General features: G+C 66.2%; 24 protein-coding genes and 1 pseudogene. 19 read left to right on the forward strand and 6 right to left on the reverse strand.

The features are described 5' to 3' along the window. Positions 1-124: 124 nt before the first annotated feature. Complete coding sequence (locus tag EET10_RS13615; RefSeq protein ID WP_122502218.1) at positions 125-877, reverse strand: O-methyltransferase; 753 nt, start codon at positions 875-877, stop codon at positions 125-127. Between the two features lie 133 nt (positions 878-1,010). Here EET10_RS13615 and EET10_RS13620 point away from each other — a divergent pair, with 133 nt between their 5' ends. The 6 genes from EET10_RS13620 to EET10_RS13645 are packed head-to-tail and all read left to right on the forward strand — an operon-like array spanning position 1,011 to position 7,851. Next, positions 1,011-2,237 (forward strand): inositol-3-phosphate synthase, encoded by a 1,227-nt coding sequence (locus EET10_RS13620; RefSeq protein WP_036403313.1) that lies wholly within the window; start codon positions 1,011-1,013, stop codon positions 2,235-2,237. Beyond that, a complete protein-coding gene (locus tag EET10_RS13625; protein ID WP_081260759.1) occupies positions 2,234-3,079 on the forward strand; it encodes an SCO3242 family prenyltransferase in 846 nt (281 codons plus the stop codon). The genes EET10_RS13620 and EET10_RS13625 overlap by 4 nt, the downstream gene beginning before the upstream one ends. A 26-nt stretch (positions 3,080-3,105) precedes the next feature. Continuing rightward, positions 3,106-4,500, forward strand: a complete 1,395-nt coding sequence (locus EET10_RS13630; protein ID WP_244601939.1) for a TIM barrel protein — start codon at positions 3,106-3,108, stop codon at positions 4,498-4,500. Then, the gene (locus tag EET10_RS13635) at positions 4,497-5,348 is read left to right on the forward strand and encodes a TatD family hydrolase (RefSeq protein WP_036403307.1); all 852 of its coding nucleotides are present in this window, start codon (positions 4,497-4,499) and stop codon (positions 5,346-5,348) included. The genes EET10_RS13630 and EET10_RS13635 overlap by 4 nt, the downstream gene beginning before the upstream one ends. Continuing rightward, positions 5,348-6,466, forward strand: a complete 1,119-nt coding sequence (gene eboE / locus EET10_RS13640) for a metabolite traffic protein EboE (RefSeq protein WP_036403305.1) — start codon at positions 5,348-5,350, stop codon at positions 6,464-6,466. Before EET10_RS13635 ends, eboE begins: the two co-directional genes overlap by 1 nt. After that, positions 6,463-7,851, forward strand: coding sequence for an alkaline phosphatase family protein (locus tag EET10_RS13645; protein WP_036403302.1), 1,389 nt, complete (start codon positions 6,463-6,465; stop codon positions 7,849-7,851). Before eboE ends, EET10_RS13645 begins: the two co-directional genes overlap by 4 nt. Here the strand turns inward: EET10_RS13645 and EET10_RS13650 are convergent. The 3 genes from EET10_RS13650 to EET10_RS13660 are packed head-to-tail and all read right to left on the reverse strand — an operon-like array spanning position 7,837 to position 11,564. After that, the gene (locus EET10_RS13650; protein WP_051490525.1) at positions 7,837-9,228 is read right to left on the reverse strand and encodes an amino acid permease; all 1,392 of its coding nucleotides are present in this window, start codon (positions 9,226-9,228) and stop codon (positions 7,837-7,839) included. The genes EET10_RS13645 and EET10_RS13650 overlap by 15 nt on opposite strands. Before the next feature lie 51 nt (positions 9,229-9,279). Continuing rightward, complete coding sequence (locus EET10_RS13655) at positions 9,280-10,455, reverse strand: PPE family protein (RefSeq protein WP_063468177.1); 1,176 nt, start codon at positions 10,453-10,455, stop codon at positions 9,280-9,282. A gap of 53 nt (positions 10,456-10,508) precedes the next feature. Then, entirely contained in the window at positions 10,509-11,564 is a 1,056-nt protein-coding gene (locus EET10_RS13660) for a PPE family protein (protein ID WP_425461708.1), read from the reverse strand. 509 nt (positions 11,565-12,073) lie between these two features. Between EET10_RS13660 and EET10_RS13665 the strand changes: the two genes are divergently transcribed. Continuing rightward, positions 12,074-13,291 (forward strand): cytochrome P450, encoded by a 1,218-nt coding sequence (locus tag EET10_RS13665; RefSeq protein ID WP_122502219.1) that lies wholly within the window; start codon positions 12,074-12,076, stop codon positions 13,289-13,291. Positions 13,292-13,300: 9 nt separating this feature from the next. Here EET10_RS13665 and EET10_RS13670 read toward each other — a convergent pair whose 3' ends face one another. Then, positions 13,301-14,848, reverse strand: a complete 1,548-nt coding sequence (locus EET10_RS13670) for a DHA2 family efflux MFS transporter permease subunit (RefSeq protein ID WP_063468180.1) — start codon at positions 14,846-14,848, stop codon at positions 13,301-13,303. A gap of 180 nt (positions 14,849-15,028) precedes the next feature. On the opposite strand from EET10_RS13670, the gene EET10_RS13675 reads away from it, so the two are divergent. Genes EET10_RS13675 through der form a run of 6 tightly spaced genes read left to right on the forward strand, consistent with a single transcriptional unit; the run spans position 15,029 to position 20,285 of the window. Then, on the forward strand, positions 15,029-15,892 hold the full coding sequence (locus EET10_RS13675) for a ParA family protein (protein ID WP_036403296.1): 864 nt from the start codon (positions 15,029-15,031) through the stop codon (positions 15,890-15,892). Further along, positions 15,889-16,704, forward strand: coding sequence for a segregation/condensation protein A (locus tag EET10_RS13680; RefSeq protein ID WP_036403294.1), 816 nt, complete (start codon positions 15,889-15,891; stop codon positions 16,702-16,704). Before EET10_RS13675 ends, EET10_RS13680 begins: the two co-directional genes overlap by 4 nt. Then, positions 16,704-17,423: an SMC-Scp complex subunit ScpB gene (scpB, locus tag EET10_RS13685; protein ID WP_036403292.1), complete on the forward strand. Its 720-nt coding sequence runs from the start codon at positions 16,704-16,706 to the stop codon at positions 17,421-17,423. Before EET10_RS13680 ends, scpB begins: the two co-directional genes overlap by 1 nt. After that, positions 17,420-18,175, forward strand: a complete 756-nt coding sequence (locus EET10_RS13690) for a pseudouridine synthase (protein ID WP_099188381.1) — start codon at positions 17,420-17,422, stop codon at positions 18,173-18,175. The genes scpB and EET10_RS13690 overlap by 4 nt, the downstream gene beginning before the upstream one ends. Positions 18,176-18,204: 29 nt before the next feature. Then, positions 18,205-18,888 carry a (d)CMP kinase gene (gene cmk, locus EET10_RS13695; protein WP_063468185.1) on the forward strand — a complete coding sequence of 228 codons (684 nt, stop codon included), beginning with the start codon at positions 18,205-18,207 and terminating at the stop codon, positions 18,886-18,888. Then, the gene (gene der / locus EET10_RS13700) at positions 18,885-20,285 is read left to right on the forward strand and encodes a ribosome biogenesis GTPase Der (protein ID WP_036403286.1); all 1,401 of its coding nucleotides are present in this window, start codon (positions 18,885-18,887) and stop codon (positions 20,283-20,285) included. The genes cmk and der overlap by 4 nt, the downstream gene beginning before the upstream one ends. Before the next feature lie 166 nt (positions 20,286-20,451). Here der and EET10_RS13705 read toward each other — a convergent pair. Continuing rightward, positions 20,452-20,706: pseudogene (locus tag EET10_RS13705) on the reverse strand (PE family protein); the annotation flags it as partial. 327 nt (positions 20,707-21,033) lie between these two features. Here EET10_RS13705 and EET10_RS13710 point away from each other — a divergent pair. The 6 genes from EET10_RS13710 to EET10_RS13735 are packed head-to-tail and all read left to right on the forward strand — an operon-like array spanning position 21,034 to position 25,516. Continuing rightward, positions 21,034-21,840, forward strand: coding sequence for an SDR family NAD(P)-dependent oxidoreductase (locus EET10_RS13710; protein WP_099188383.1), 807 nt, complete (start codon positions 21,034-21,036; stop codon positions 21,838-21,840). Continuing rightward, positions 21,834-22,751, forward strand: coding sequence for a 3-hydroxyacyl-CoA dehydrogenase family protein (locus EET10_RS13715; RefSeq protein ID WP_063468183.1), 918 nt, complete (start codon positions 21,834-21,836; stop codon positions 22,749-22,751). The genes EET10_RS13710 and EET10_RS13715 overlap by 7 nt, the downstream gene beginning before the upstream one ends. A 2-nt stretch (positions 22,752-22,753) precedes the next feature. Then, positions 22,754-23,578 carry a cyclase family protein gene (locus EET10_RS13720; RefSeq protein WP_036403283.1) on the forward strand — a complete coding sequence of 275 codons (825 nt, stop codon included), beginning with the start codon at positions 22,754-22,756 and terminating at the stop codon, positions 23,576-23,578. Beyond that, positions 23,578-23,928 (forward strand): beta-D-galactosidase, encoded by a 351-nt coding sequence (locus tag EET10_RS13725; protein WP_036403281.1) that lies wholly within the window; start codon positions 23,578-23,580, stop codon positions 23,926-23,928. Before EET10_RS13720 ends, EET10_RS13725 begins: the two co-directional genes overlap by 1 nt. After that, a complete protein-coding gene (locus EET10_RS13730) occupies positions 23,925-24,746 on the forward strand; it encodes a beta-keto acid cleavage family enzyme (RefSeq protein ID WP_036403278.1) in 822 nt (273 codons plus the stop codon). The genes EET10_RS13725 and EET10_RS13730 overlap by 4 nt, the downstream gene beginning before the upstream one ends. Then, positions 24,743-25,516, forward strand: coding sequence for an IclR family transcriptional regulator (locus EET10_RS13735; RefSeq protein WP_036403276.1), 774 nt, complete (start codon positions 24,743-24,745; stop codon positions 25,514-25,516). Before EET10_RS13730 ends, EET10_RS13735 begins: the two co-directional genes overlap by 4 nt. Positions 25,517-25,528: the final 12 nt, after the last annotated feature.

Here is a 25,528-nt window from a genome sequence, read left to right on the forward strand (position 1 = left end):
ACTGCACGCCCGCACCGTAACGACCCAGTCCGACAGAACCCCGCAGCCACGCCTGCCCAGTGGACAAAGTGGTGCGGATGAGGCTCAGGAGTCGGGTGTGGCGACCAGGGCGCCACCACGGCGACTAACCCAGGTACTCCGATTCCAGCACCAGGTCGGGCACCAGGGTCTGGTACTCCAGGTGGGCCTTGTGCTCCCGGGTGTTCCACCGCCTGCCTTGCTCACGCCGCATGTAGGCGCGGTACTTCGGCGCCCCCGGCACCAGGACGTTGTCGGCTACCACGATCGAACCCGGATGCAGCCAGTCGCGCTCCAAGATGCTCTGCAGGTCGTCCAGGTAGACCTTCTTGTCGTGGTCGATGAAAACGAAATCGAGAGTGCCAGAAGCGAATCCGTGTTCATTAGACAGCTTGTCCAGGGTGCGTCCGCCGTCGCCGATGGTGCCCACCACACACGTCACCCGGTCTGCGACGCCGGCATGGGCCCAGATCTGCCTGGCGTTGGCGGCGTTGACTTCGGCCAGCTCTACCGAGTACACCCTGGCGTTCGGAGCCGCCCGGGCGATCCGCAGTGCGCCGTAGCCGCAGTAGGTGCCCAACTCGAGCGCCAGTGCGGGATTGGCCCGCCGCACCGCGGCGTCGAGTATCGGCCCCTTCTCGTCGCCGATATTGATCAGCATCGACTTTTCATAGGCGAATTTGTCGATGGTGGCCAGCACGTCGTCGATATCGCCGGCTCGAGCGTGCCGGAGTACGTAGTCGACGGCGGCTGCTTCGCGGCCGTCACCGATCTGACCCGTTCGGGTGAGGTTGCGGATCCCGGGCGCCATGCGCCAGACCGACCACCGCAACGGGGCTATGCGCGCTCTGAAGCTCATTGTTGCCAGCATACGTACAGTCATTGATCAGCCGAGACCAATGCGCGGTGTTAGCATCCTTTGCTTAGAAAAGCTAGTTTGTCATGCTCGATACATCAGACTTTTACAGCGTTCGGCGAGCAAGGACGGCGCGATGGACCGCTACGACACCGCATCCCGGGTGACCGCGCGGCCGCGCTGCGGCCTGTGGCTTAGTGGCGCGCGGGGGTCGGTGGCGACCACGTCGATCGTGGGTCTGTATGCACTCAGCGCCGGGCTGATCCCCGAGACCGGCTGCGTGACGGCGACCGCCGCCTTCGCCGGCGTGCCATTGCCGAAATATGCCGATTTCGTGGTGGCCGGGCGAGACCTGTCGACCGTCCCATTGGTCAAGCGCGCCGAGGCGTTGGTCGAAGCGGGACTGCTGCCGCACCGGGTGGTCGCTGCAGTATCAGATCGCCTGGCGGCCACCGAGGACGAGATCGTCGGCCCGTCCTGTGTGGCCACGCCGGACCCGTCGACCGTCGGTGCCAGCACCCAAGCCGAACTGATCGACCGGCTCAGCGACGCCATGGGCTCTTTCATCTCGCGCAACGCACTTGACGTCTTCGTGGTCATCGACGTGGCATCGACGCAGCCGCCGGTGCCGGACCGCCCCGAGTACCACGACCCGGACATATTGCGGGCAGCGCTGTGCGAGAAGGACCGTATGGTGCTGCCGGCGAGCGCGCTGACCGCCCTGGCGGCGATCCGCAATGGCGCTGCCTACTCCTGCTTCACCCCGTCGCCCAGCATTGGCGTTTCCGCGTTGCGCAGCCTGGCCGACGACGCGGAAATTCTCTACGGCGGCCAGGACGCCAAGACCGGCCAGACTTTGCTGCGCACCGTCCTGGCGCCGATGTTTGCCAGCCGCGCGATGACCGTACACTCTTGGGCGGGAACCAATCTGCTAGGCGGCGGTGACGGTGCCACGCTTGCCGACCCGGTTGCTGTGCAGTCCAAGCTCGCCAGCAAGCAACGTGGCGTCCAGCAGATGCTCGGCGGCGCCGTCAACGCTCCGCTGCATATCGACTACGTGCCCGACCTCGGGGAAACCAAGGTTGCCTGGGACCACATCCACGCCACCGGATTCCTGGGCGGTCAGATCACCCTGCAAACCATCTGGTCCGCACCGGATTCCGCATTGGCCGCGCCGTTGGTTCTCGACGTGGCCCGCCTGCTGGCGATGGCCCGACTGCGCGGTGCGCACGGCGTCGTCGGGCAACTCGGCTTCTTCTTCAAGGAACCGTGGGGCTCGTCGACGCATTCACTTGCGGCGCAATACGAAGCGCTGGTGCAGTGGGCTAAGTCCTTTGCGGCACCGGTTCCGGCCGACCAGTGAAGGTCAAGGCGTACCTGGACCTGATGCGGGCGCCTGCTGCGCTCACCGTGCTCGGTGACACTGCGGTGGGCGCCATCTGGGCTGGGCGTCCGCTGACCGGACGCCGGCTGGCGCTCCCGCTGGCGTCGGCGCTGCTGTATTGGAGCGGCATGGTGCTCAACGACTGGGCCGACCGCGAGCGCGACGCCATCGAACGCCCGGAACGGCCGATCCCGTCCGGTGAAGTGTCGGCCGGCAGGGCGGTGTCTTTCGCTGCCGCGCTGGCCGCGGCGGGACTCGCGACCGCAACGGCGGCCGGCGGCCGCCACGGCCTGGCCGCCGCGGGCCGAATCACGTTGTGCGTCGCGGCTTATGACCTGGTTGCCAAGGACACGGCCGCGGGGCCGTTGGTCATGGCCGGCTGCCGGTTCCTCGACGTGATGCTCGGCGCCGGCCCCAACTATCGTCGTGCGCTGGTTCCGGCCTCGGTGATCGGCGGGCACACCACGGCGATCACGGTACTGTCCCGCAGTGAGGTCACGGGTTCAGAACGCAGCCTGCCGGCCGTCGTCGGGGGCATGGCGGCGTCGGTGGCCGCCTCGGCGATGGTGTGCACACCGGGTTTTCGCGCCGCACCCGCCGCGGCGGTGTACGCGTGGTCGTTTGGGCCCGGCTTGTGGAAGGCATGGCAACAGCCGACCGCCACGGTGCTGCGCAGCGCGGTGCGCACTGGCATCGCGTCGACGATCGCGGTCCAGGCCATGCTGGCCGCCCGGGCGCCGCGCACCATGCTGGCCTTGTGCGGGCTCGCAATGGGATTGCGGCTCAAAGTTTCTGCGCCCCAACCCACTGAGGTGACCTGATGCATGTTGGCTACAATACGAATGGCTTGACCGACCACCCGCTTGCCGACGCGCTCGCGCTGATCGCCGATCACGGGTATACCGCCGTCGCGCTGACCATCGGCTACCCGCATGTTCGGCCCTTCGACTCCGATCTCGGTGCGCAGCTGGGCGCCGTGCGCGCGCTGCTGGACGCTCACGGATTGCAGGTGGCGATCGAAACGGGAGCGCGCTATCTGCTGGATCCGCAGGTCAAGCACAAACCTGCGCTCGTCGATATCGCCGCGGAACCCCGCGTCGAATTCCTTCGGCGGGCAATCGATATCGCCGCGGACCTCGGGGCCACCTGCGTGTCGCTGTGGTCCGGCTACGCCGTCGACTACAGCGACCCCGACACCACCCGGGAGTTGCTCGTCAGCAGGCTGGCGCAGGTGGTCGACTATGCGGACCGCAAGGCGGTCACGCTCGGATTCGAGCCCGAACCCGGAATGTTCGTCGAGACCGTGGAACAAGCCCGCGGCGTGTGCCGGGCACTGGGTGATCCGCCGCGACTGGGCATCACGCTCGACGTCGGTCACTGCGTGATGACCGAGCCGGCGGGCGCGCACGCAGCCATCGCCGACCTGGGCGACAAACTGGTCAACGTCCACCTCGACGACATGACACCGCTCAAGCATGAACACCTCGAGTTCGGCCATGGCGACCTCGATCTCGGGGCGGTGATGGATGCCCTGCAGACCAGCGGCTTCGGCGGGGTTGCCTCGGTCGAGCTGCCACGTCATTCCCACGACGCGCCGAATGTGCTGCGGCGCAGCATGTCCGCCATCAATCGCGCCAGGCTGCCGATCGCGGCGCGCTCGTGGATCGACAACGCTGCGGCCGAGATCCGTAGCGGCCCGGACAAGATCCTGGAAGTCTTCCCCAAAGCCGAGCGCGCAATGTCGCAGGGCTCCGGTGATGAGACCCTCATGGCCCGAGTACAACTGCTGACCACCCTGGTAGCCGAAATTCCCGACGAGACAGCGGGTCCGCTCGTCGAAAGGCTGTACCAATGGGGGGATAGCGACGAACGCCTGGCCGTGCTCCGCGGCCTGGAGACGGCGGCGCTGGACGGCAACCTCGGACCGGTTACCGCAGCGGCCGGCGTGACGCTGGCCGAGGATGCGTTGCGGTGCAACGATCCGCGGCTGGTCGGCGCGGCGCTCGGTGGATTCGGAACCCGGTTCCTGGCCCAGCCCACCTGGCGTCATGGCGTGATGAAGCTGATCTTCATGGAGGTGCCGTTACGGGCCGTACCCGGCCTGCGCATCCGAGCCGATGCGGAATTGAGCCGGATGGCAACCGATTACATCAGCGAACGTACTGCCGCCGGACGGCCGGTATCGGCCGACGTGAGGATGCTGCAGCAGCTGGCCGCCACGATGACGGAGGTGCCGGAGTGAGGATCTTCGACCCGCACATTCACATGACGTCACGGACCACCGACGATTACCAGGCGATGTATGCCGCGGGCGTGCGTGCCGTCGTGGAGCCGGCCTTCTGGATGGGCCAGCCCCGCACCTGCGCAGGATCGTTCGTCGACTACTTCGACAGTCTCATCGGCTGGGAGCGTTACCGAGCGTCCCAGTTCGGTATCGCCCACAACTGCACGATCGCGCTGAATCCCAAGGAGGCCAACGACAGCCGCTGCCGGGCCGTGCTCGAGCAGATCCCGCGGTATCTGTCGAAGAGCGGTGTGGTCGCCGTCGGTGAGATCGGCTACGACTCCATGACACCCGAGGAAACCTCGGTGTTCCACACGCAATTGGAGATGGCCGCCGAATACGGCCTGCCCGCGCTGGTGCACACCCCGCACCGGGACAAGCTCGGGGGCACGCTGGCCAGCATCGAGCTGGTGAAGCGGGTCGGAATCGATCCCGGGATGGTGCTGCTGGACCACCTCAACGAGGTGACCATTGAGCCGGCCCGAGACAGCGGATGCTGGATGGGCTTCTCGATCTATCCGGACACCAAGATGGACGAAGCGCGAATGGTCGTCTTGATGCAGCGTTTCGGCCTCGAACGGATCATCGTCAACTCGGCCGCCGATTGGGGACGATCCGATCCGCTCAAGACGGTCAAGACCGCGAAGGCGATGCTGGCGGCCTCGTTCAGCGAAGACGACGTCGACCGGGTGCTGTGGCGCAACCCGGTCGAGTTCTACGGCCAAAGCGGGCAGCTTCGCCTGTTGAGCGAAGGGCAGCAGGCGGCCTTCGCCGGCAACACCGTCAACCGCGGAGAAAAGCGCTGATGCTGTCCTACTGCAGCAATGTCGTCGCTGCCGACAGTCTGCAGGCGCTGGAGCACCGACTGCTGTCGGTGTTCGCGCCGGCTCGGCAACGCGCCGGACTGGAACGCCTCGGCGTCGGCCTGTGGTTGCCGGCCGCCACCATGGCCCGGTTGTCCACTGATCGAGCAGCGCGCACCCGGCTGGCCGCGATCCTGGCCGACAACGGGCTTGCCGTGGTGACCATGAACGCTTTTCCCTACGGGGTATTCCACGGCGCTTCGGTGAAACACAAAGTCTACCAACCTGATTGGACTACGCCAGAGCGGCTCACATACACCCGGCACTGCGCCGAGGTGCTCAGTGACCTGCTGGCCGGCACCGAACACGGCACCATCTCGACACTGCCGCTGGGCTGGAACAACCCATGGGACGAGGCGGCCGACGACCGGGCCCGGCAGACGCTGGCCGCGCTCAGCGACGATCTGCGGCGCATCGAGCAGGAGTCCGGGCATCGGATCAGGTTGGCCGTCGAGCCCGAGCCCGGCTGCGTGATCGGATCATGCCGCGACGCCATCGGTTGGTTCGGCCGCGGCAACATCGATACCCGCTACATCGGACTGTGCCTGGACACCTGCCACCTGGCCGTGATGGGTGAGAACCCGGCCGAGGTGGTGGCCGGTCTGGCCGACATCGGCATCGACGTGGTGAAGATCCAGGCCTCCAACGCAATTGCGATCGACGACCTGGCCGCCGACGGGGTGACCGAAGCCTTCGCCGAGTTCGCGGGGTCGCCGTATCTGCATCAGGTCAACGGCGTCGATGCCGACGGGCGCCAGTGGTTCCGCGACGACCTGTCCTTCGCGGACCCGTCGACACCGCGGACCGGCAGCGCCCGGGTGCACTACCACGTCCCGCTGCACCTAGCTCCGCCGGCACCGTTGAGCAACACGTCGCAGGTGCTGGCCGATGTCATGCGCATGTTGAGCACGGGGGCGCTGCCTGAGCCCATCGACGTCGAAATCGAAACCTACACCTGGGAAGTCCTTCCGTCGTCGCTGCGGATGGGCAGCCTGGCCGAGGACATCGCGGCCGAAATCCGTTGGCTGAAAGACCTGTTGCGCGAACGGGACGCGGCATGACCCGACGAGTTCTGCTGGTCAACGTCGTCGGGCTCACCCAACCGCTGCTGCGGCACATGCCGAATCTCGCCGCGCTTGCCGCCAAGGGCGCCATGCGACAACTGGCACCGGTGTTTCCGGCGGTCACCTGCTCGGTGCAGTCGTCGATGGTCACCGGCCTGATGCCCAACCAGCACGGAATCGTCGGCAACGGCTGGTATTTCCGTGACCTGGGCGAGGTGCTGCTCTGGCGGCAGAGCAACAAGCTGGTTGCGGGGGAGAAGGTTTGGGAGACCGCTGCCGGTCGCTTCGACGGATACACCTCGGCGAACGTCGGCTGGTGGTATGCGATGAACGCGAGCAACGACGTGATCGTCACGCCGCGGCCGGTGTATCACCAAGACGGACGCAAATCGCCGGATTGCTACGTCGTGCCGTCGGATCTGCACGACATCCTGACCGACAAGCTGGGCGTGTTTCCGCTCTTTCAGTACTGGGGCCCGACGGCCGACATCACGTCGTCGCGCTGGCTGGTGGCTGCGTCGATAGAGATCCTGCAACGTTATTCGCCCACCCTGCTCACCGCGTATATCCCGCATCTGGACTACGACTTTCAACGCTACGGTCCGCACTCACCGCAGGCGATCACCGCCGCCGCCGACGTCGACGCGGCGCTGGTGCCCCTGCTGGCCGCGGCCGCCGAGCACGACATGACGACCATCGTCGTCTCCGAGTACGGGATCGCACCGGCTGAGCGCCCGGTGGATATCAACCGTCAACTCCGGCGGGAAGGGTATCTGAGTGTCTACACCCAGCAGGGCCGGGAATACCTGGACCCGTGGACATCGCGGGCGTTCGCCGTCGCCGACCATCAGGCCGCCCATATCTATGTGCGCGACGAGTCCGACATCGCCCGGGTGGCCGCTCTGGTCGCCGAGCTTGACGGCGTGGATCAGGTGATGGACCGAAACGCACAGCAGCGCTTGGCAATTGATCATCCGCGGGCAGGTGAGCTGGTGGCGGTCGCCGAGCCGGGCGCCTGGTTCACCTACTACTACTGGCTCGACGACGCCCGGGCACCGGAGTTCGCGCCGTGCGTGGACATCCATCGCAAGCCCGGATACGACCCCGCCGAGTTGCTGATGAACCCCGACGATCGGACCGTCAAAGCCAAGGCCGCCGCGGCACTGGCCAAGAAGGCGTTGGGTCTTCGATACACCATGGGAGTCATCGCTCTTCACGGCAGGCATGTCGGCGGTACGCACGGCAGACTGCCGGACTCCGACGAGGACACGCCGCTGATCATCACCTCGTCACCAAACCTGCTGCCGGATAAGGCTGCGCCCCTGCCGGTCACCGCGGTGCGAGACGTGGTGCTGGACGCCCACGGCCTACGGCAACACTGAAGGCTCGACGCGGACCGCTCTGGCGTTGGCGGTTCGCCTCCGGACGATGATCCAACCCAGCGTGAGGACCGCGAACCACAGCGGGGCCGATGCCAACGCGATCGCTGTTTCGGGGTTGGTGGTCAGGGTCCAGATCACGAATGCAAAGAAGGCCAGCACCGCCCAACACATTCGTACGCCCCCGGGCATCTTGTAGGCGGAGTCGGCGTGACGCTCTGGATGCCGTCGGCGGTACACGAGGTAGCTGAGGACGATCGTTGCCCATACGAACATGAAGAGCAGCGAGGCGACGGTGGTGATCAGCGTGAAGGCGCCGATGACCGACCCGCCCGCGTAGAGCAGCGGGATGGAGGTCAGCAGCAGCGGAGCCGTGAACATGATGGCCGACGCGGGCACGCCACCCCGGTTGAGGCGTTGGAAGACGCTTGGTGCGCTGCCCTCGTCGGCCAGGCCGAACAACATCCGGCCGGTGGAAAACACGCCGGAATTCGCCGAGGAGGCCGCTGCGGTGGTCACCACGAAGTTGACGACCGATGCTGCCGCGGCCAGGCCCGCCAGCGAGAACATTGTCACGAACGGGGATTGGCCGCTGGCGAAGCGCCGCCAGGGCACCACGCCCAGGATTGCCACCAGAGCACCGACGTAGAAGATCGCCACCCGCACCGGAACGGCATTGATCGCGCGGGGAAGCGTACGGCGTGGGTTTGCCGTTTCGCCGGCGGCGGTGCCGACGAGTTCGACACCGATGTAGGCAAAGAACGCGATCTGGAAGCCGCTGGCCACGCCCATAAAGCCCCGGGGGAACAATCCGCCGTCGTTCCAAAGGTTTTCGATCGTCGCTCGATCACCTTGCGGAGAGACGAAGTTGGTCACCACCAGGAATGCGCCCAACGCGATGAGGCTCACTATCGCGACGACCTTGATCAACGCCAGCCAGAATTCCATCTCGCCGAAATGGCCGACGCTGAACAAGTTGACCATGAGGATGAGGGCGACGATGAGCAGCGACGGTAACCAAACCGGCGAGGCGGGCCACCAGAACCTGGCATAGCCGGTGATCGCGACGAGGTCTGCGATGCCGGTGACGACCCAGGCGAACCAGTACGACCACCCCAGGTAAAAAGCTGCGGCGGGTCCCAACAGGTCAGCCGTGAAATCGACGAACGATTTGTAGTTCAGGTTCGACAGCAGCAATTCACCCATCGCCCGCAGGACGAAAAACACGAAGAACCCGATGATCGCGTACACCACCAGCACCGCGGGACCGGCGAGGGAGATCGTGCGTCCGGACCCCATGAACAGGCCGGTGCCGATCGCACCCCCGATGGCGATCAACTGAATATGACGGTTGGCGAGCCTGCGTTGCAGGTGCGGCATGTGGGGTCCTCATCACGTGGTGGGTTGAATTGTGCACCACAGCGGCGGCGGTCACCCCGCAAATGGCGGCCGGGACATCACGGTGACCCGCAACCCGTACTTGGGACCGGCGCCCGCAGCGGCAGCGCCCGGGCCGGCCAGTGGCATTCCGCCCAACAGGCTTCCCGGCGCGGCGACCTCCGGCGGATTGACGATGTCGCTGGCCAGCGGTGCAGCGTCCGCTACTGCCGGGCCCACGCCCGGGTCGACGGCGGTCCACGCGGGAGGCACCGACAACTTACCGACGGAGGATGCGTTGCCCAGTCCCGCGGCTATGGGCCCGGCGCCACCGACGGCAGCCGGGGCGGCGCCGGCGGCAGCCGAGGCCGCTCCCGCGGCCGCGTCGGCGGCCTCCGGGCCGATCCAGCCCAGCGCCCGCCACGACGTGATCAGGCTGTTGCCGATACCGATAGCGAAATACGGCAGACCCACGGTGTTGTAGATGAGCTGGGATATCGGCAAATACCAGTCGACGAGCCACTGCAGCCACGCCGGAATCGAGGAGGCGCCGACCGACGCCAACTCGGACGCGAGAGGAGACGCCAGGCTCATCAGTGTGCCCGGCAGCTCAGAGATCAGCCCGGACAGTGTGCTCTGCGCCGTGCCCGCCGCGGTGGCAGCGGCCTGGGCAACCGTGGCGGACTGCATAGCGACCGCGGACGGGCTGGTGATGTGTGGCGGCGGGGTAAATGGCGTGAGCTTCGCGGCGCTGGCCGAGGAAGCCGCGTAGCTGTACATCGCTCTGCTGTCCTGGGCCCACATCTCAGCGTATTGAGCTTCCAGGGCTGCGATGGCGGCACCGAATTGCCCGTAGACGTTTTTCGCGACGAGCGATGCCAGCTGCGCGCGGTTGGCCGCGATGAGCGGCGGGGGGACCACTGAGGCAAACGCCGTCTCGAAGGCTGCCGCTGCCGCCCGCGCCTGGCTGGCAGCTTGTTCGGCCTGCGCGGCGGCGGCTCGCATCCATGCCAGATAGGGTGCGACCGCTTGGAACATCAAGGCCGATGCCGGGCCCAGCCATTCGTCGGAGTGCAGCGTCGTCAGCACCCTTTCGTAGCCGTCAGCGGTCAGACTCAGCTCGGAAGCCAATCCGTTCCAGGCCGATGCGGTCGCCACCATGGGCGCGGAACCCGGGCCGGCGTACAAGCGCCCCGAGTTGACTTCCGGTGGCAGTGCCCCGAAATCCATTTGCTATGAGCTCCTTACGTTGTCGCGGCCCGCCGGGTCGATCACTGAACCGGCTATCCGGCGTTCGGCGGTCGACAGATCACCCGGACTCGTGATCCATATCGGCGGCCGAAATTGCCGCCGTCCTCAGCCGCTCTCGACCGTGACGGCGATACACTCTGCAGCAGGCCAGACAATTCGCCGGCCCGGACGCCGGCACGAACTCCGCGGGCCGGTATCGTCAGCACCTTCGCGCCTGCGGAAGAGGGCGGCGGGGTCCACCCCGGTGGCACCGACATCGGTCCGATCTTGACGGCCAGACCTGCGCTGATCGCTACCGGCCCGGCGCCCACCTGCGACAAGCTCCACGCCGCAGCGGCGCTGGAAGCACCGGCTGCCGCCCCGGCCGCCGCGGCCGGCACTTCGACGTTGGAAGCGCTGGACCACAACATCGCCCCCACGAACTGCAGGGAGTTCAGGGTGAGCCCGCCGGCGTCGTAAACGAAAGCCTCCGAGATGGCCAAGGCGTCCAGAATCGTGGTCCAGTACTGCAGCAAGGTGTTCCAGGGAAGTGCGGCCGGGGACAGGTTGGCGACGTTCGGCGGCGGAGCGAACGGCGTCAATACCGAGGCGATCGCCGCGGCGCCGGCGTATTCGTGCATGGCGGTGGCGTCTTGGACCCACATCTCGGCGTAGTGGGCTTCGGCGGTCGCGATCGCCGGGCTGTTTTGCCCGAACCAGTTGGTCGAGACGAGTGCCGTCAACAAAGCCCTGTTGGCCGCGATCACCGGCGGTGGCACGGTCAGCGCAAACGCGAACTCATAGGCGGCTGCGGCCGCGCTGGCCTGGATTGCGGCCTGTTCGGCACGCACCGCTGTGGTACTCAGCCAGCTGACAAACGGCAGAACGGCGGCCACCATCGCATCGGCTGCCTGGCCCCGCCACCGCAGGCTGGCCAGCTCCAAGGCCGCCGAGCTGTAGGCAGTCGCCGCGGTCTCCAGGTCATCCGCCAACCGGTCCCACGCCGCGGCGGCGGCCATCAGGGGCCCCGATCCCGGGCCGCTGTACATACGCCCCGAATTGATCTCGGGTGGCAACGCCGCGAAGTCGGATAGCGCACATGGGCTGATGTTGCCGGCCCCCAGCGGGCTGCGGGCAACGGGAAAGTTTTGTACGCCGGGCACGCCCTACCGTCCGATCACCATGGCCGATGCCCCATCGCGCGCCCCCCGTGAGCGCAACGCAGCGAGGCACCGAGCGGCATCGACGTGGTGAGCTTCGTTGGCAGGGAAATTGACGGTCATCGGCACCACCCATCGCTTGGGACTGACGCGGCCCGGTCGCGACATCGATGTCGGCAAACAGTGCCCTAGTCTGTATCGGCCGTCGTCGAGATCAGGGGGCCGTGCTGCAATTGCCGCTTTGTTAAACCCCAGCTAGGGGTGGTGAACGAGAATAAAATCACCGCACGCCTAATCTCGGGCCCCAAATCAATTCCGGTGAGTAAAGCGTTGCGTTGCGTCAGCCAGGAAGGGGCAAATTGAAATGTAATTCCGAACCTGCGGCTTGACCCACAAATGCGTCTCGCCCGACACCTGGTGCTCGATCCTGGTGGCCGGCGACGTTAGTGTGGGAGTCCATGTGTCCGAGCGTGTTCGAAGCCGACCTGCCGTCGCTGGCCTATCGAGACGCCCGCAGTCCGGAGGAAGCGCACCACCTCATCCGGCAAGCACGCGAACAGGCCCCGATCGCCATGGGCCTATTAGGTCCGGAAATCCTGAGCTACGAACTGGTACGAAGCGTGCTGATCGACAGCCGGTTCACCGTGCCGAAGGGACTTTTCCTTGCCGCCCAAGGGATCACGTCGGGTCGCTTGTGGGAACGGTTCCGTAACAACCTCATGAGTCTGGACGGTGCCGAACACAACCGACTGCGCCGGCTGGTTTCCAAGGCGTTCACGCCACGCTCGACGGTGCGGCTGGAGCCGACGATCACGGAAGTGATCACCTCGCTCGTTGATCCGCTGACAGTGGTTGGCCGGTGCGACGTCGTCACCGATATCGCTCAGCGCTATCCGATTCCGGTCATCTGCGCCTTGCTCGGCGCTCCCGCAACGGACTGGCAATTGTTCTCCGACTGGGCCGACGACATCTTCAAGATGTTCACCTGGAACGCCGCCGGGAACGAGGCCGTCATCATGAATGCCTACGACCAGCTCGATGCCTACGTCGACGACATGGTCGTGCAGCGGCGCGACAACCTCACCGACGACTTGATTTCGGAGTTGATCCGCGCCGAGGAGGACGGCGACCGGCTCAACCGCGACGAGCTGTGCAGGTTGGTATCGGCAATGCTGATGGCCGGCACCGACACCACCCGCAACCAGCTGGCCGCCGCCGTTCAGGTGCTCTGCGACCACCCGGAGCAGTGGGCACTGCTCGGCCGGCACCCCGAGCTGGCCCCAACCGCCGTGGCCGAGCTGGTGCGGCACACTCCGGCGGTTTTCTTTGTCATCCGCCAAGCCGTCGAGGACGTCGAACTGGCCGGCGTGGTCGTTCCGGCCGGCACGCAGCTGAGTGTCAACATCGCCGCGGCCAACCGAGACCCCGACGTATACGAAGATCCGGAGCGCCTGGACATTACCCGTGACGATCCTTCCGCGAGGCTGGCTTTCGGTGCCGGGGTGCACCATTGCCTCGGCGCGCACCTGGCCAGGGCCGAGCTCGGGTTGGGACTGACGGTCATGACCCAGCGACTGCGCAACCCGCGGCGCACCGGCCCGGCGCCGTGGCGACCGTTCACGCCACTGACGGGCCCGGTCACGCTGCCCATCGAGTTCGACGTTGACGTGAGCTAGCTTGCGCGCCTAAACCCGTTGTGCTGCTTGACTTTTCGGCAGAAACGCCACCGGAACGAAGGTGAGCCCGACCAGCACGGCCGCGAACACGAACACCACTGCGTAGGCGTGGGCAAGGTCGTGCACCAGAGCGACCGGGAAAGTGGGGTCGCGTGCCGCCGGCGGCAGGGCTGATTCGTCAAGCGGTACCCCGCGCTGAGCGGCGTTGTCGCGCAGCACCTCGGTTGCGTGGGCAGCGGAGATGTTTGCGCTGCGGTTGAACTGACCGGTCAGGATCACCGACATCAGTGCCGTACCCACCGAGGCGGCCACCTGCTGATTGACGCTGATCAACGTCGAACCCCGCGCGATGTGATGCGGGGCCAGGGTCTGCACCGCGGCGGCGGAAAGCGGCATCATCGTCAAACCCATGCCCAGGCCCATGATCGTCAATCCGATGAGCAGTGTCGGCAGGTACGCCGCTTGTCTGGCCACCCCGTAGGCGAAGATGCCCATTCCCGCGGCGATCAGCGTCACGCCGACCAGCAGGATCTTGCCTGGTCCGCGTTTGTCCATCATGGATCCGGCCAGCGGCATGGTCACCATGGCGCCGATTCCCCTCGGGACCATGCTCATCCCGGCCCCAAGCGGGGTCTGGTGCAGCAACTCCTGGAAGTAGCTGGGGAATAGCAGCCCGGCGCCGAAAAAGGAGACGGCGAACAGAAACATCGCCGAGTTGGCAAGTGCGACCACGCGGTTAGTGAACAACCGCAGATCGATCAGCGGATGCTCGGCGCGGTAGCTGGCATGTAAGACGAACCCGACGATCAGCGCCAGACCGAGCGCGGCCGGTATCCACACATGGCGGTCGGTCACCGTTCCGCGCGCGGGAACAACGGACACCCCGTACAGGAATGTGGCCAGGCCGGGGGACAGCAGCAGCATGCCGAGGACGTCGAATGACTCTGACGGTGTCGGCTGATCCCTCGGGAAGACGATTGCCGCAAGCAGCAATGTGACCAGCCCGATTGGCACATTGATCCAGAAGATCCATTCCCACCCGTAGCTGTCGATCAGCCAACCGCCCAGCACCGGGCCGAAAACGGGGCCGAGCAGCATCGGAATGCCCAAGATGGCCAGCACCCGCCCGAGCCGGCGGGGGCCCGCCTCTCGGGCGAGGATGGTCAGCACCAGCGGCATCAGCATGCCGCCGCCGAGGCCCTGCACCACCCGGAACGCGACCAGCATGGTGATGTTCGGCGCCATCGCGCACAGCAGCGAGCCGAAGGTGAACGCGAGCAGCGAACCGATGAAGGGTCGCTTGGTGCCGAACCGGTCGGCTACCCAACCGGCCAGCGGGATCACCGCCGCCAAAGCAAGGGTGTAGCCGGTCATGGTCCAGGCGACCATGGCCTGAGTGGTGTGGAACGTGGCGACGAAGGTGCGCTGCGCGACGGTGACCACCGTCGTGTCCACGATCGACATCATCGAGCCCAGGACACACACGCCGGCAATCCGCAGTAGCCGGGCGTCGAGTTGATCGGTGTGGCTACGTTGGCCGGTGCTCGTGTCATCCATGGCAGCTCCCAATTAATGCGCCTTGCCGGAGAAGCATGTCACAGCGCCGCGGTCCCGCTGCTGCCGACGACGGCATAGCTCCCATAGTTGCCCGCGGGTCTCCCGGCGCAGGCGGAGGAAGCCGTTAGACTTTCCTGCGATGTCCACCCTGACGCCCGTCACCCTCAGCCGCGACCGGGTATGACCGACCACCCCGACAGCGGCATCGAAGTCGGCCTGACCGGACGGCCGCCGCGGGCGATCCCTGACCCGGTGCCGCGAACCTCACACGGGCCGGCCAAGGTGGTGGCGATGTGCAACCAGAAGGGCGGCGTCGGGAAAACCACGTCGACCATCAACCTGGGTGCCGCGCTGGCCGAGTACGGCCGGCGAGTCCTGCTGGTGGACATGGACCCGCAGGGGGCGTTGTCCGCAGGCCTGGGTGTCCCGCATTACGAGCTGGAAAAGACCATCCACAACGTGCTGGTGGAGCCGCGCGTGTCGATCGACGACGTGCTGATTCACACCCGGGTCAAGGACATGGATCTGGTGCCCAGCAATATCGACCTGTCGGCCGCCGAGATCCAGCTGGTCAACGAGGTGGGCCGGGAGCAGACCCTGGGTCGCGCGCTGTATCCGGTGCTGGACCGCTACGACTACGTGCTCATCGACTGCCAGCCGTCGCTGGGTCTGCTCACCGTCAACGGGCTGGCCTGCGCGGACGGTGTGGTCATCCCGACCGAATGCGAGTTCTTCTCGCTGCGCGGCCTGGCCTTGCTGACCGATACGGTCGACAAGGTGCGCGACCGGCTGAACCCCAAGCTGGAGATCAGCGGCATCCTGCTGACCCGCTACGACCCGCGCACCGTCAACGCCCGAGAGGTGATGGCCCGCGTCGTCGAGCGGTTCGGTGACCTAGTGTTCGATACCGTGATCACCCGCACGGTTCGATTCCCCGAGACCACCGTCGCGGGCGAACCCATCACGACCTGGGCCCCGAAGTCCGGCGGTGCCGTGGCCTACCGAGCCCTGGCCCGCGAGTTCATCGACCGATTCGGCGTGTGAACGACACCGCGAACCCAGACACCGCACCTCAGAACGGTTTTCACGTCCGGCTGACCAACTTCGAGGGGCCGTTCGACCTGCTGCTGCAGCTGATTTTCGCGCACCGCCTCGATGTCACCGAAGTGGCCTTGCATCAGGTCACCGACGACTTCATCGCCTATACCAAAGCCATTGGCGCCCAGCTGGACCTGGAGGAGACCACGGCATTTCTGGTGGTCGCCGCGACCTTGCTCGACCTCAAGGCGGCCCGGCTGCTGCCGGCCGGGCAGGTCGACGACGAAGAGGATCTCGCCCTGCTCGAGGTGCGTGATCTGCTGTTCGCCCGGCTGCTGCAATACCGGGCGTTCAAGCATGTCGCGGAGATGTTCGCCGAGCTGGAGGCCACCGCGTTGCGCAGTTACCCGCGTGCGGTGTCATTGGAAGACCGGTTCGCCGGCCTGCTGCCCGAGGTGATGCTGGGCGTCGACGCCGGACGCTTCGCCGAGATCGCCGCGGTCGCCCTGACTCCGCGACCGGCACCCAAAGTGGCGACCGCACACCTGCACGAGCAGAGCGTCTCGGTCGCCGAGCAGGCCAAACACCTACTCGCAATGCTGCAAGCGCGGGGCGGTGGCCAATGGGCCACATTTTCTGAGCTGGTCGCCGACTGTCGGGCGCCGATCGAGGTGGTGGGGCGCTTCCTGGCGCTGCTCGAACTGTATAGGTCCCGGGCGGTAGCATTCGACCAGTCGGAGCCCCTTGGGGTGCTCCAGATTTCGTGGACCGGGGAACGGCCGACCAACGAAGCCTTGGTGGAAGTGCAAGACCAATGATGACCGGCGCCAGTGATGACACAGATCCCGACCAAGATCTCGGCTATGCCTTGTCATCGGGCATCCCGGAGATCGCTGAGCCCACCGAGATGGATCCCGACGAACTCGGACGGGTGTTAGAGGCACTGCTGCTGGTCGTCGACACCCCGGTGACCGCCGAGGCGCTGGCCACGGCCACCGAACAACCGGTCTACCGGGTCGCGGCGAAACTGCGGTTGATGGCCGACGAACTGACCGAACGCGACAGCGGCATCGATTTGCGGCACAGCGGTGACGGCTGGCGGTTGTATACCCGGGCCCGATTCGCGCCCTACGTCGAGAAGCTGCTTCTGGACGGAGCGCGGACCAAGCTCACCCGGGCCGCGCTGGAAACCCTTGCGGTCGTAGCTTACCGTCAACCGGTGACGCGTGCGCGGGTGAGTGCGGTTCGCGGGGTCAATGTGGACGCCGTGATGCGTACCCTGCTGGCGCGCGGCCTGATCACCGAGGTCGGTACCGACGAGGACACCGGTGCGGTGACGTTCGCGACCAGCGACTTGTTCTTGGAGCGCTTGGGTTTGACGTCATTGTCCGAGCTGCCCGATCTTGCGCCGCTGCTTCCCGACGTCGACACGATCGATGACCTGAGCGCCTCTCTGGAAAGCGAGCCGCGTTTCATCAAACTCGCCGGCGGCCAGCCATCCGACCAGACGTTGACGTTCGACGTGGACAATGACTGATGGTTGAGCTTGAGCAGTCACCGGGCATTCGTTTGCAAAAAGTGTTGTCCCAGGCCGGAATTGCGTCTCGGCGGGCTGCCGAAAAGATGATCATCGACGGCCGCGTCGAGGTCGACGGAAAGCTGGTGACCGAGCTGGGCACCCGGGTCGACCCGGACATCTCGGTCATCCGGGTCGACGGGGCCCGGGTGGTGGTCGACGAGTCGCTGGTCTACCTAGCGCTGAACAAGCCTCGGGGGATGCACTCGACCATGGCCGACGACCGCGGCCGGCCGTGTATCGGCGACCTGATCGAGCGGAAAGTCCGGGGGAACAAGAATCTTTTTCATGTCGGGCGGCTGGACGCCGACACCGAAGGACTGATCCTGCTGACCAACGACGGCGAGCTGGCGCACCGGTTGATGCACCCCTCACACGAGGTGCCCAAGACCTATCTGGCCACGGTGGCCGGGACGGTGCCGCGGGGGCTGGGCAAAAAGCTCAGGGCGGGAATCGAATTGGACGACGGGCGGGCCAAGGTCGACGATTTCGCGGTGGTGGACGCGATCCCGGGCAAGACGTTGGTGCGGGTGACGCTGCACGAAGGACGTAATCGAATTGTGCGCCGGCTGCTGGCGGCGGCGGGATTTCCGGTGGAGGCATTGGTGCGCACCGATATCGGCCCGGTGAGACTGGGAAAGCAGCGCCCGGGCAGCGTGCGGGCGTTGGGTCGTGACGAGATCGGACAGCTGTACAAAGCGGTGGGCCTGTGAGCGACGCAAGCCAAGCCGGTCCTCAGCCTGTGGCGGGCACGGTTATCGCCATCGACGGTCCGGCTGGGACTGGAAAGTCATCTGTTTCCAGGGGATTAGCTCGTAGGCTGGGAGCACGCTTTCTGGATACCGGGGCGATGTACCGGATGGTGACGCTGGCGATACTGCGCGCCGGAATCGATCCGGCAGACGCCCAGGCGGTCGGGGACTGCGCATCGACTGCGCAGTTGTCGGTCGGCGACAGCCCGGATGCGAGCAGCTTTTGCCTTTCCGGAGAAGATGTTTCGGCGGAGATCCGGGGAGATGACGTCACCCGGGCGGTGTCGGCGGTGTCAGCGGTGCCGGTGGTGCGTGAGCGGCTGGTCGAACTGCAACGTGCCTTGGCCGGGGGGCCGGACCGCATCGTCGTGGAGGGCCGCGACATCGGGACCGTGGTGTTCCCCGATGCCCCGGTCAAAATTTTTCTGACCGCGTCGGCCGAAACGCGGGCCCGGCGCCGCAACGATCAAAATGTCGCGGCCGGTTTGGTCGACGATTACGACGCGGTGCTGGCCGACGTGCGCCGGCGCGACCATCTGGATTCCACCCGCGCGGTGTCGCCGTTGCGAGCGGCGGCTGATGCGATCGTCGTCGACACCAGCGACATGACCGAGGCCCAAGTCGTCGATCACCTATTGGAGTTGGTGACGCAGCATAGCGGAGCCCTGCGGTGACCCACGACGGCACCTGGTCCGACGAAAGCGACTGGGAGCTTGACGATTCCGATTCGGCCGAGCTGTCGCAGTCGGCGCCCGCGCCGGTCGTGGCGATCGTGGGCCGGCCCAACGTCGGCAAGTCGACTCTGGTCAATCGGATCTTGGGCAGGCGTGAGGCGGTGGTACAAGACGTTCCGGGCGTGACGCGTGACCGCGTGTCCTACGACGCCCTGTGGAGTGGACGCCGGTTCGTCGTGCAGGACACCGGTGGATGGGAGCCGGACGCCAAAGGTCTGCAGCAACTGGTGGCCGAGCAGGCGTCGGTGGCGATGCGCACCGCCGATGCCGTAGTTCTGGTGGTCGATGCCGGTGTCGGTGCCACCACTGCCGACGTGGCCGCCGCCCGCATCCTGCTCCGCTCGGGTAAGCCAGTCTTCCTGGCCGCCAACAAGGTTGACAACGAGAAGGGCGAAGCCGACGCGGCCGCGTTGTGGTCGCTGGGACTTGGCGAGCCGCATCCGGTCAGCGCTATGCACGGTCGCGGTGTGGCCGATCTGCTCGACGAGGTGTTGGCCGCGCTGCCCTTGGTGTCTGAAGCGGCACCGGTGGCCGGCGGTCCCCGGCGGGTGGCGCTCGTCGGCAAACCCAACGTGGGCAAGAGCTCGTTGCTGAACAAGCTGGCCGGCGATCAGCGGTCGGTGGTGCACGAAGTCGCGGGCACGACGGTCGATCCGGTGGATTCGCTCATCGAAATGGGCGGCAAGGTATGGCGTTTCGTCGACACCGCGGGACTGCGCCGCAAGGTCGGCCAGGCCAGCGGACACGAGTTCTATGCGTCGGTGCGCACCCACGCGGCCATCGATTCCGCCGAGGTGGCGATCGTGCTGGTCGACGCGTCACAGCCGCTGACCGAACAGGATCAGCGGGTGCTGTCGATGGTCATCGAGGCCGGACGGGCGCTGGTGCTGGCCTTCAACAAGTGGGATCTGGTCGACGAGGACCGGCGCGAGCTGCTGGAGCGGGAGATCGACCGCGAACTGGTGCAGGTGCGCTGGGCGCAGCGAGTCAACATCTCGGCCAAGACGGGTCGGGCGGTGCAGAAGCTGGTGCCGGCGCTGGAGAGCGCGCTGGAGTCGTGGGACACGAGGATAGCGACCGGCCCGCTGAACGCCTGGCTGAAGGAAGTGGTGGCCGCGACGCCGCCCCCGGTGCGCGGCGGCCGGCAACCCCGCATCCTGTTCGCCACCCAGGCGACCGCGCGGCCTCCGACGTTCGTGCTGTTCACCACAGGTTTTCTGGAGGCCGGTTACCGGCGGTTCCTGGAGCGGCGGCTGCGCGAGACATTCGGCTTTGAGGGCAGTCCGATCCGGATCAACGTGCGGGTGCGCGAAAAGCGGGGCGCCAAGCGCCGCTGAGCGCGTTCGCGCGGGCGGATCACCCGGGTGCACGAGTTATCAGTCCGCGTGTCAGATGGGCCGGTAGAGGGTCGAGTACTTTGACAGGTCGACGGCTTTCGGCGAAACGATGCCGGGTTCCTCGGTTCGCCTGAACAACATGGCTCAGCCGTCACGAAAGCCTTAGTCCCGCGCCGGCGTTCAACGCCTGGACAAATTGCTGATGAAACGCTTCCATCTGGGCGCTGAGCGCCTGATAGGCCTGGGCCTCTTTGGAAAACAATGACGCAATGGCCGCCGACACCTCGTCCGCACCCGCCGCCAGCATCGCCTTCGTGGGTTTCGCAGCTGCCGCGTTTGCCGCGCTGAGCGCCGCGCCAAGACTCGCCACATCCCCCGCCGACGAAGCCAACATTTCTGGGACCGCCACCAGGTAGGACATCGCAGTACTCCCACTCGGTCATCATCGACCGCCGAAACAACCAGCGTATCCCCAGCACGCCAGCTGAGTTGGCTCACCGGCGTCTTTGTCGAGCCGCCGCCGGGGCGCCGTATCGAGCCATTCGGCCCCTCGGTAATCGCGCGGGTCGAGCAACGTGCGCTCTATTGACCGCCGCGATCCATCCGGTCAGCAATCCGGCTCAAATCCCGCGATACGGCTATAGCGGCCTATATCACAGGAGTAGTTGGTTGACGTCCGGCTTGCTACCCCCATACCATCTCTCACATAACGGGTCGATACGCCTGCATTGCAGGAGAACGGTGAGAGATGGTGACGATGACACAGCAAGCGCCAAATCCGGGCTTGACGCGGTTCAGCGTGCAAGACAAGTCCATATTGATCACCGGCGCCACGGGTTCGCTGGGCAGCGTCGCCGCTCGGGCGCTTGCGGATGCAGGTGCGCGGCTGACTCTGACCGGCGGCAACGCTGCCGGCCTGGCCGAGTTGGTTGAGGACGCCGGCATCGACAACGCGGTCATGGTCGAGCGTCGGCCCGAGACTCCGGCCGACGCTGAGGCCATGGTGGCTGCGGCCATTGCCCACCACGGCCGCCTCGACGGGGTTCTGGTGGCGTCGGGCATGAACCACGTCGCGCCGATCACCGAGATGGCCGTCGAGGACTTCGACAAGGTGATGGATGCAAATCTGCGCGGCGCCTGGCTGGTCTGCCAAGCGGCCGGGCGGGTTCTGCTCGAGCAGGGCGACGGCGGCAGCATCGTGCTGGTCTCATCGGTCCGCGGAGCGCTCGGTCACCCCGCCGGCTACAGCGCCTACTGCCCGTCGAAAGCGGGCACCGATCTGCTGGCCAAATCCCTGGCGTCCGAATGGGGTGCTGACGGAATCCGGGTAAATGCCCTTGCGCCAACTGTTTTCCGGTCCGAGCTGACCGAGTGGATGTACGCCGACGACGAGAAGGGACGCGCCACCCGCGAGGCGATGTTCGCCCGGATCCCGTTGCGCCGCTTTGCCGAACCCGAAGACTTCGTCGGCGCACTGATCTATCTGCTCAGCGACGCGTCAAGCTTCTACACCGGCCAGGTGATGTATCTGGACGGGGGGTACACCGCATGCTGACGCCTCACGGATTTTCTCGCGCCGCCGTCGTCGGCGCCGGTTTGATGGGCCGGCGCATCGCCGGCGTGCTGGCGTCGACGGGGCTCGAGGTCGCGATCACCGACACCAACGCCGAAATCCTCGAAGCGGCAGCGGCGGAAGCCGCCGCAGTGACCGGCGCAGAACGCGGATCGGTCACCGCCACCGGTGATCTGGCGGCGGCGGTGCACAACACCGATCTGGTGGTCGAGGCGATCGTCGAAAACCTGGCGGTCAAACAGGAACTCTTCCAACGCCTGGCGAACCTGGCCCCACATGCGGTGCTGGCGACCAACACGTCCGTCCTGCCGATCGGCGGCGTCGCCGAGCGCGTCGACGACGGCAGCCGAGTCATCGGTACGCACTTCTGGAATCCGCCCGACCTCATTCCGGTCGTCGAGGTGGTGCCCAGCGATCGAACCTCCCCGGACACGGTGGAACGCATCGTGGCGCTGCTGACCGAGGCCGGCAAGATGCCGGTGCGGGTCGCACGCGACGTCCCCGGATTCATCGGCAACCGGCTTCAGCATGCGCTGTGGCGTGAGGCGATGGCGTTGGTCGCTGAAGGCGTCTGCGACGCCGAGACGGTAGATCTGGTGGTGCACAACACCATTGGACTCCGGCTGGCCACCCTGGGCCCGCTGGAAAACGCCGACTACATCGGCCTCGACCTCACCCTGGCCATCCACGATGCGGTAATCCCCAGCCTCAACAGCGACCCGCATCCCAGCCCGCTGCTGCGCCGGCTGGTTGCCGACGGGCAACTCGGAGCGCGCACCGGACACGGTTTCCTCGACTGGCCCGCGGGCGCCCGGGAGCGCACGGCGGCACGACTTGCCCAGCACATCAATGCGCAACTGGCACAAGACCGGAACACGAAAGGAAGTAATTAGCCATGACTGTCACGTGGCCCCTCGGTGATGCCGAGTCCAAGCTGGAGTTCTACGACCTGTCGCACCCGTGGGGACATGGGGTGCCGGCCTGGCCGTATTTCGAGGACGTCAAGATCGAACGGCTGCACGGCATGGCCAAGAGCCGGGTGCTGACGCAAAAGATCACCACCGTCATGCATTCCGGCACCCACATCGATGCACCGGCGCACGTGGTGGAGGGAACGCCGTTCCTCGATGAGATTCCACTGAGCGCCTTCTTCGGCACCGGGGTGGTGGTGTCGATCCCGAAAAACAAGTGGGGAGTGGTGACCGCCGAGGATCTCGAGCAGGCCAGCCCTGAAATCCGGCCCGGCGACATCGTCATCGTCAACACCGGCTGGCACCACAAATACGCCGACAGTGCCGAGTACTACGCCTACTCGCCGGGCTTCTACAAGGAAGCGGGGGAGTGGTTTGCGGCCAAGGGCGTCAAGGCGGTCGGCACCGACACCCAGGCCCTGGACCATCCGCTGGCCACTGCGATCGCACCACACGGCCCCGCGGAAGCCCAAGGCGGCCTATTGCCTTGGGCGGTGAGCGAATACGAGGAGCAGACGGGTCGCAAGGTACTCGACGACTTCCCGGAGTGGGAGCCCTGCCACCGCGCGATCCTGTCAAAGGGCATCTACGGTTTCGAAAACGTGGGCGGCGATCTGGACAAGGTCACCGGCAAGCGCGTCACGTTTGCCGCCTTCCCCTGGCGCTGGGTGGGCGGCGACGGCTGCATCGTTCGGTTGGTGGCGATCGTCGACCCCACCGGGAGCTACCGCATCGAGACGGGGGCCTGATGAACGTGACCCGGGTGTCGCAGGCAACGGAATACACTGCCGCGCTGCACCGTGACGTGCTCACGGTGCGGCTGCAGGGCCACGAAGCCGGACACACCGAACGGTTCTGGGTGGGGCTGTCCACCTACCGGCCGGGCGGGATCGCCGAAATGGCCGTAGCCCGAGAGGAAACCGTCTATGTGGTGATCGAGGGCGAGCTGGTCGTCACCGCCGAGGGAACCGAAACGGTCTTGGGCCGGCTCGACAGTGTGCATTTCGCCAAAGGCGAGGTGCGGTCGCTGGAAAACCGTTCCGGGCGTGCGGCGGTGCTACTGGTGGCCATCGCTCATCCGCAGGAGGTAGGGGAGTGAGCGTCGTCATCACCGTGGCACCCACCGGACCGATCGCGACCAAGGCCGACAACCCGGCGCTGCCGACCACGCCGGAAGAAATCGCAACCGCGGTCGAACAGGCCTACCGCGTCGGAGCCGCGGTGGCACATATCCATCTGCGTGACGAAAACGAACGGCCGACAGCAGATCTCGCTATCGCACGGCGGGCCATCGACCTGATCGGCGAGCGTTGCCCGATCCTGATCCAGCTGTCGACGGGAGTCGGACTGTCGGTGCCGTTCGAGGAGCGGGAAAAGCTGGTCGAACTGCGGCCGCGGATGGCAACCCTCAACCCGTGCTCGATGAGTTTCGGTGCCGGCGAATTCCGCAACCCGCCGGATGCCGTCCGCCGATTGGCGGCACGGATGCTCGAGCTGGATATCAAACCCGAACTGGAAATCTATGACACCGGGCATCTGGAGGCCTGCCTGCGATTGCGGGAAGAAGGCCTGCTGGCTGAACCTTTGCAGTTCAGCATCGTCCTCGGGGTGCGCGGCGGAATGGCTGCCACCGCCGATAACCTGCTAACGATGGTGCGCCGGCTTCCTCCCGATGCGATCTGGCAAGTTATCGCGATCGGCCGGGCCAACCTGGAATTGACCGCGATGGGCTTGGCCCTGGGCGGTAATGCGCGAGTGGGCCTGGAGGACACCTTGTACTTGCGTAAGGGTGAGCTGGCGCCAAGCACCCTGGCGCTGGTGACGCGCACCATGCGTCTTGTCCAGGCCCTGGATTTGCCGGTCGCCTCCGTTGAAGAAGCCGAGGCATTGCTGCGCCTGCCCGGAGTTCGACGATGAGCGCCAGGGCCGAAGACAGCGACGTCCGCAGCGGCGGCATCCAGGTGATTGCCCGCGCGGCCGAGATCTTGCGGGTGCTGCAAGCTCACCCCGGCGGGCTCAGCCAAGTCGAGATCGGGGAGCGGGTCGGCATGGCCCGGTCCACCGTGAGCCGGATCCTCAACGCATTGGAGGACGAGGGTCTGGTGGCCTCGCGCGGGGCGCGGGGACCCTACCGGCTGGGGCCGGAGATCGCGCGCATGGCCAGCACCGTGCGCCTCAGCGTGGTGGCCGACCTGCACCCATTCCTGACGCAGTTGTCGCGGGAACTCGACGAGACGGTGGACTTGTCGATCCTGGACGGGGATCGTGCCGATTTCATCGACCAGGTGGTTCCGCCGCGGCGGTTGCGCGCGGTGAGCGCGGTGGGAGAGTCCTTTCCGCTGTACTGCTGCGCCAACGGCAAGGCGCTGCTGGCGTCGCTGCCGCCGGAACGGCAGGCGCAGGCGCTGCCCAGTCGGCTGATGCCGCTGACCGCCAACACCATCACCGATCGAGCAGCGTTGCGCGAGGAGCTTGCCCAGATCAGCCGCGACGGCATCGCCTACGACCGCGAGGAGCAGACCGACGGCATTTGCGCGGTCGGGACGGTGCTGCATGGCGTGACCGATCAGGTGGTGGCCGTCAGCGTGCCGGTGCCGGCGCAGCGGTTCTACGGCCGCGAGGAAGAGCTGGCCCAAGCATTACGGGCGTGGGTGGCGAAAGTGAACAGCTGGTTCGAAGCATCGTGAGGAGCATTGGAA

It is taken from the genome of Mycobacterium pseudokansasii, assembly GCF_900566075.1.
In the GTDB taxonomy this organism is placed as follows: Bacteria; Actinomycetota; Actinomycetes; order Mycobacteriales; family Mycobacteriaceae; genus Mycobacterium; species Mycobacterium pseudokansasii.

Excerpts from the sequence above, each read along its gene's own strand:
- EET10_RS13645 (WP_036403302.1), top strand. The coding sequence starts at position 6,463 with ATGACCCGACGAGTTCTGCTGGTCAACGTCGTCGGGCTCACCCAACCG.
- EET10_RS13735 (WP_036403276.1), top strand. The coding sequence starts at position 24,743 with ATGAGCGCCAGGGCCGAAGACAGCGACGTCCGCAGCGGCGGCATCCAG.
- EET10_RS13670 (WP_063468180.1), bottom strand. The coding sequence starts at position 14,848 with ATGGATGACACGAGCACCGGCCAACGTAGCCACACCGATCAACTCGAC.
- EET10_RS13720 (WP_036403283.1), top strand. The coding sequence starts at position 22,754 with ATGACTGTCACGTGGCCCCTCGGTGATGCCGAGTCCAAGCTGGAGTTC.
- eboE (WP_036403305.1), top strand. The coding sequence starts at position 5,348 with ATGCTGTCCTACTGCAGCAATGTCGTCGCTGCCGACAGTCTGCAGGCG.
- EET10_RS13710 (WP_099188383.1), top strand. The coding sequence starts at position 21,034 with ATGGTGACGATGACACAGCAAGCGCCAAATCCGGGCTTGACGCGGTTC.
- EET10_RS13715 (WP_063468183.1), top strand. The coding sequence starts at position 21,834 with ATGCTGACGCCTCACGGATTTTCTCGCGCCGCCGTCGTCGGCGCCGGT.
- EET10_RS13725 (WP_036403281.1), top strand. The coding sequence starts at position 23,578 with ATGAACGTGACCCGGGTGTCGCAGGCAACGGAATACACTGCCGCGCTG.
- EET10_RS13650 (WP_051490525.1), bottom strand. The coding sequence starts at position 9,228 with ATGCCGCACCTGCAACGCAGGCTCGCCAACCGTCATATTCAGTTGATC.
- EET10_RS13665 (WP_122502219.1), top strand. The coding sequence starts at position 12,074 with ATGTGTCCGAGCGTGTTCGAAGCCGACCTGCCGTCGCTGGCCTATCGA.
- EET10_RS13675 (WP_036403296.1), top strand. The coding sequence starts at position 15,029 with ATGACCGACCACCCCGACAGCGGCATCGAAGTCGGCCTGACCGGACGG.
- scpB (WP_036403292.1), top strand. The coding sequence starts at position 16,704 with ATGACCGGCGCCAGTGATGACACAGATCCCGACCAAGATCTCGGCTAT.
- EET10_RS13615 (WP_122502218.1), bottom strand. The coding sequence starts at position 877 with ATGAGCTTCAGAGCGCGCATAGCCCCGTTGCGGTGGTCGGTCTGGCGC.
- EET10_RS13620 (WP_036403313.1), top strand. The coding sequence starts at position 1,011 with ATGGACCGCTACGACACCGCATCCCGGGTGACCGCGCGGCCGCGCTGC.
- EET10_RS13655 (WP_063468177.1), bottom strand. The coding sequence starts at position 10,455 with ATGGATTTCGGGGCACTGCCACCGGAAGTCAACTCGGGGCGCTTGTAC.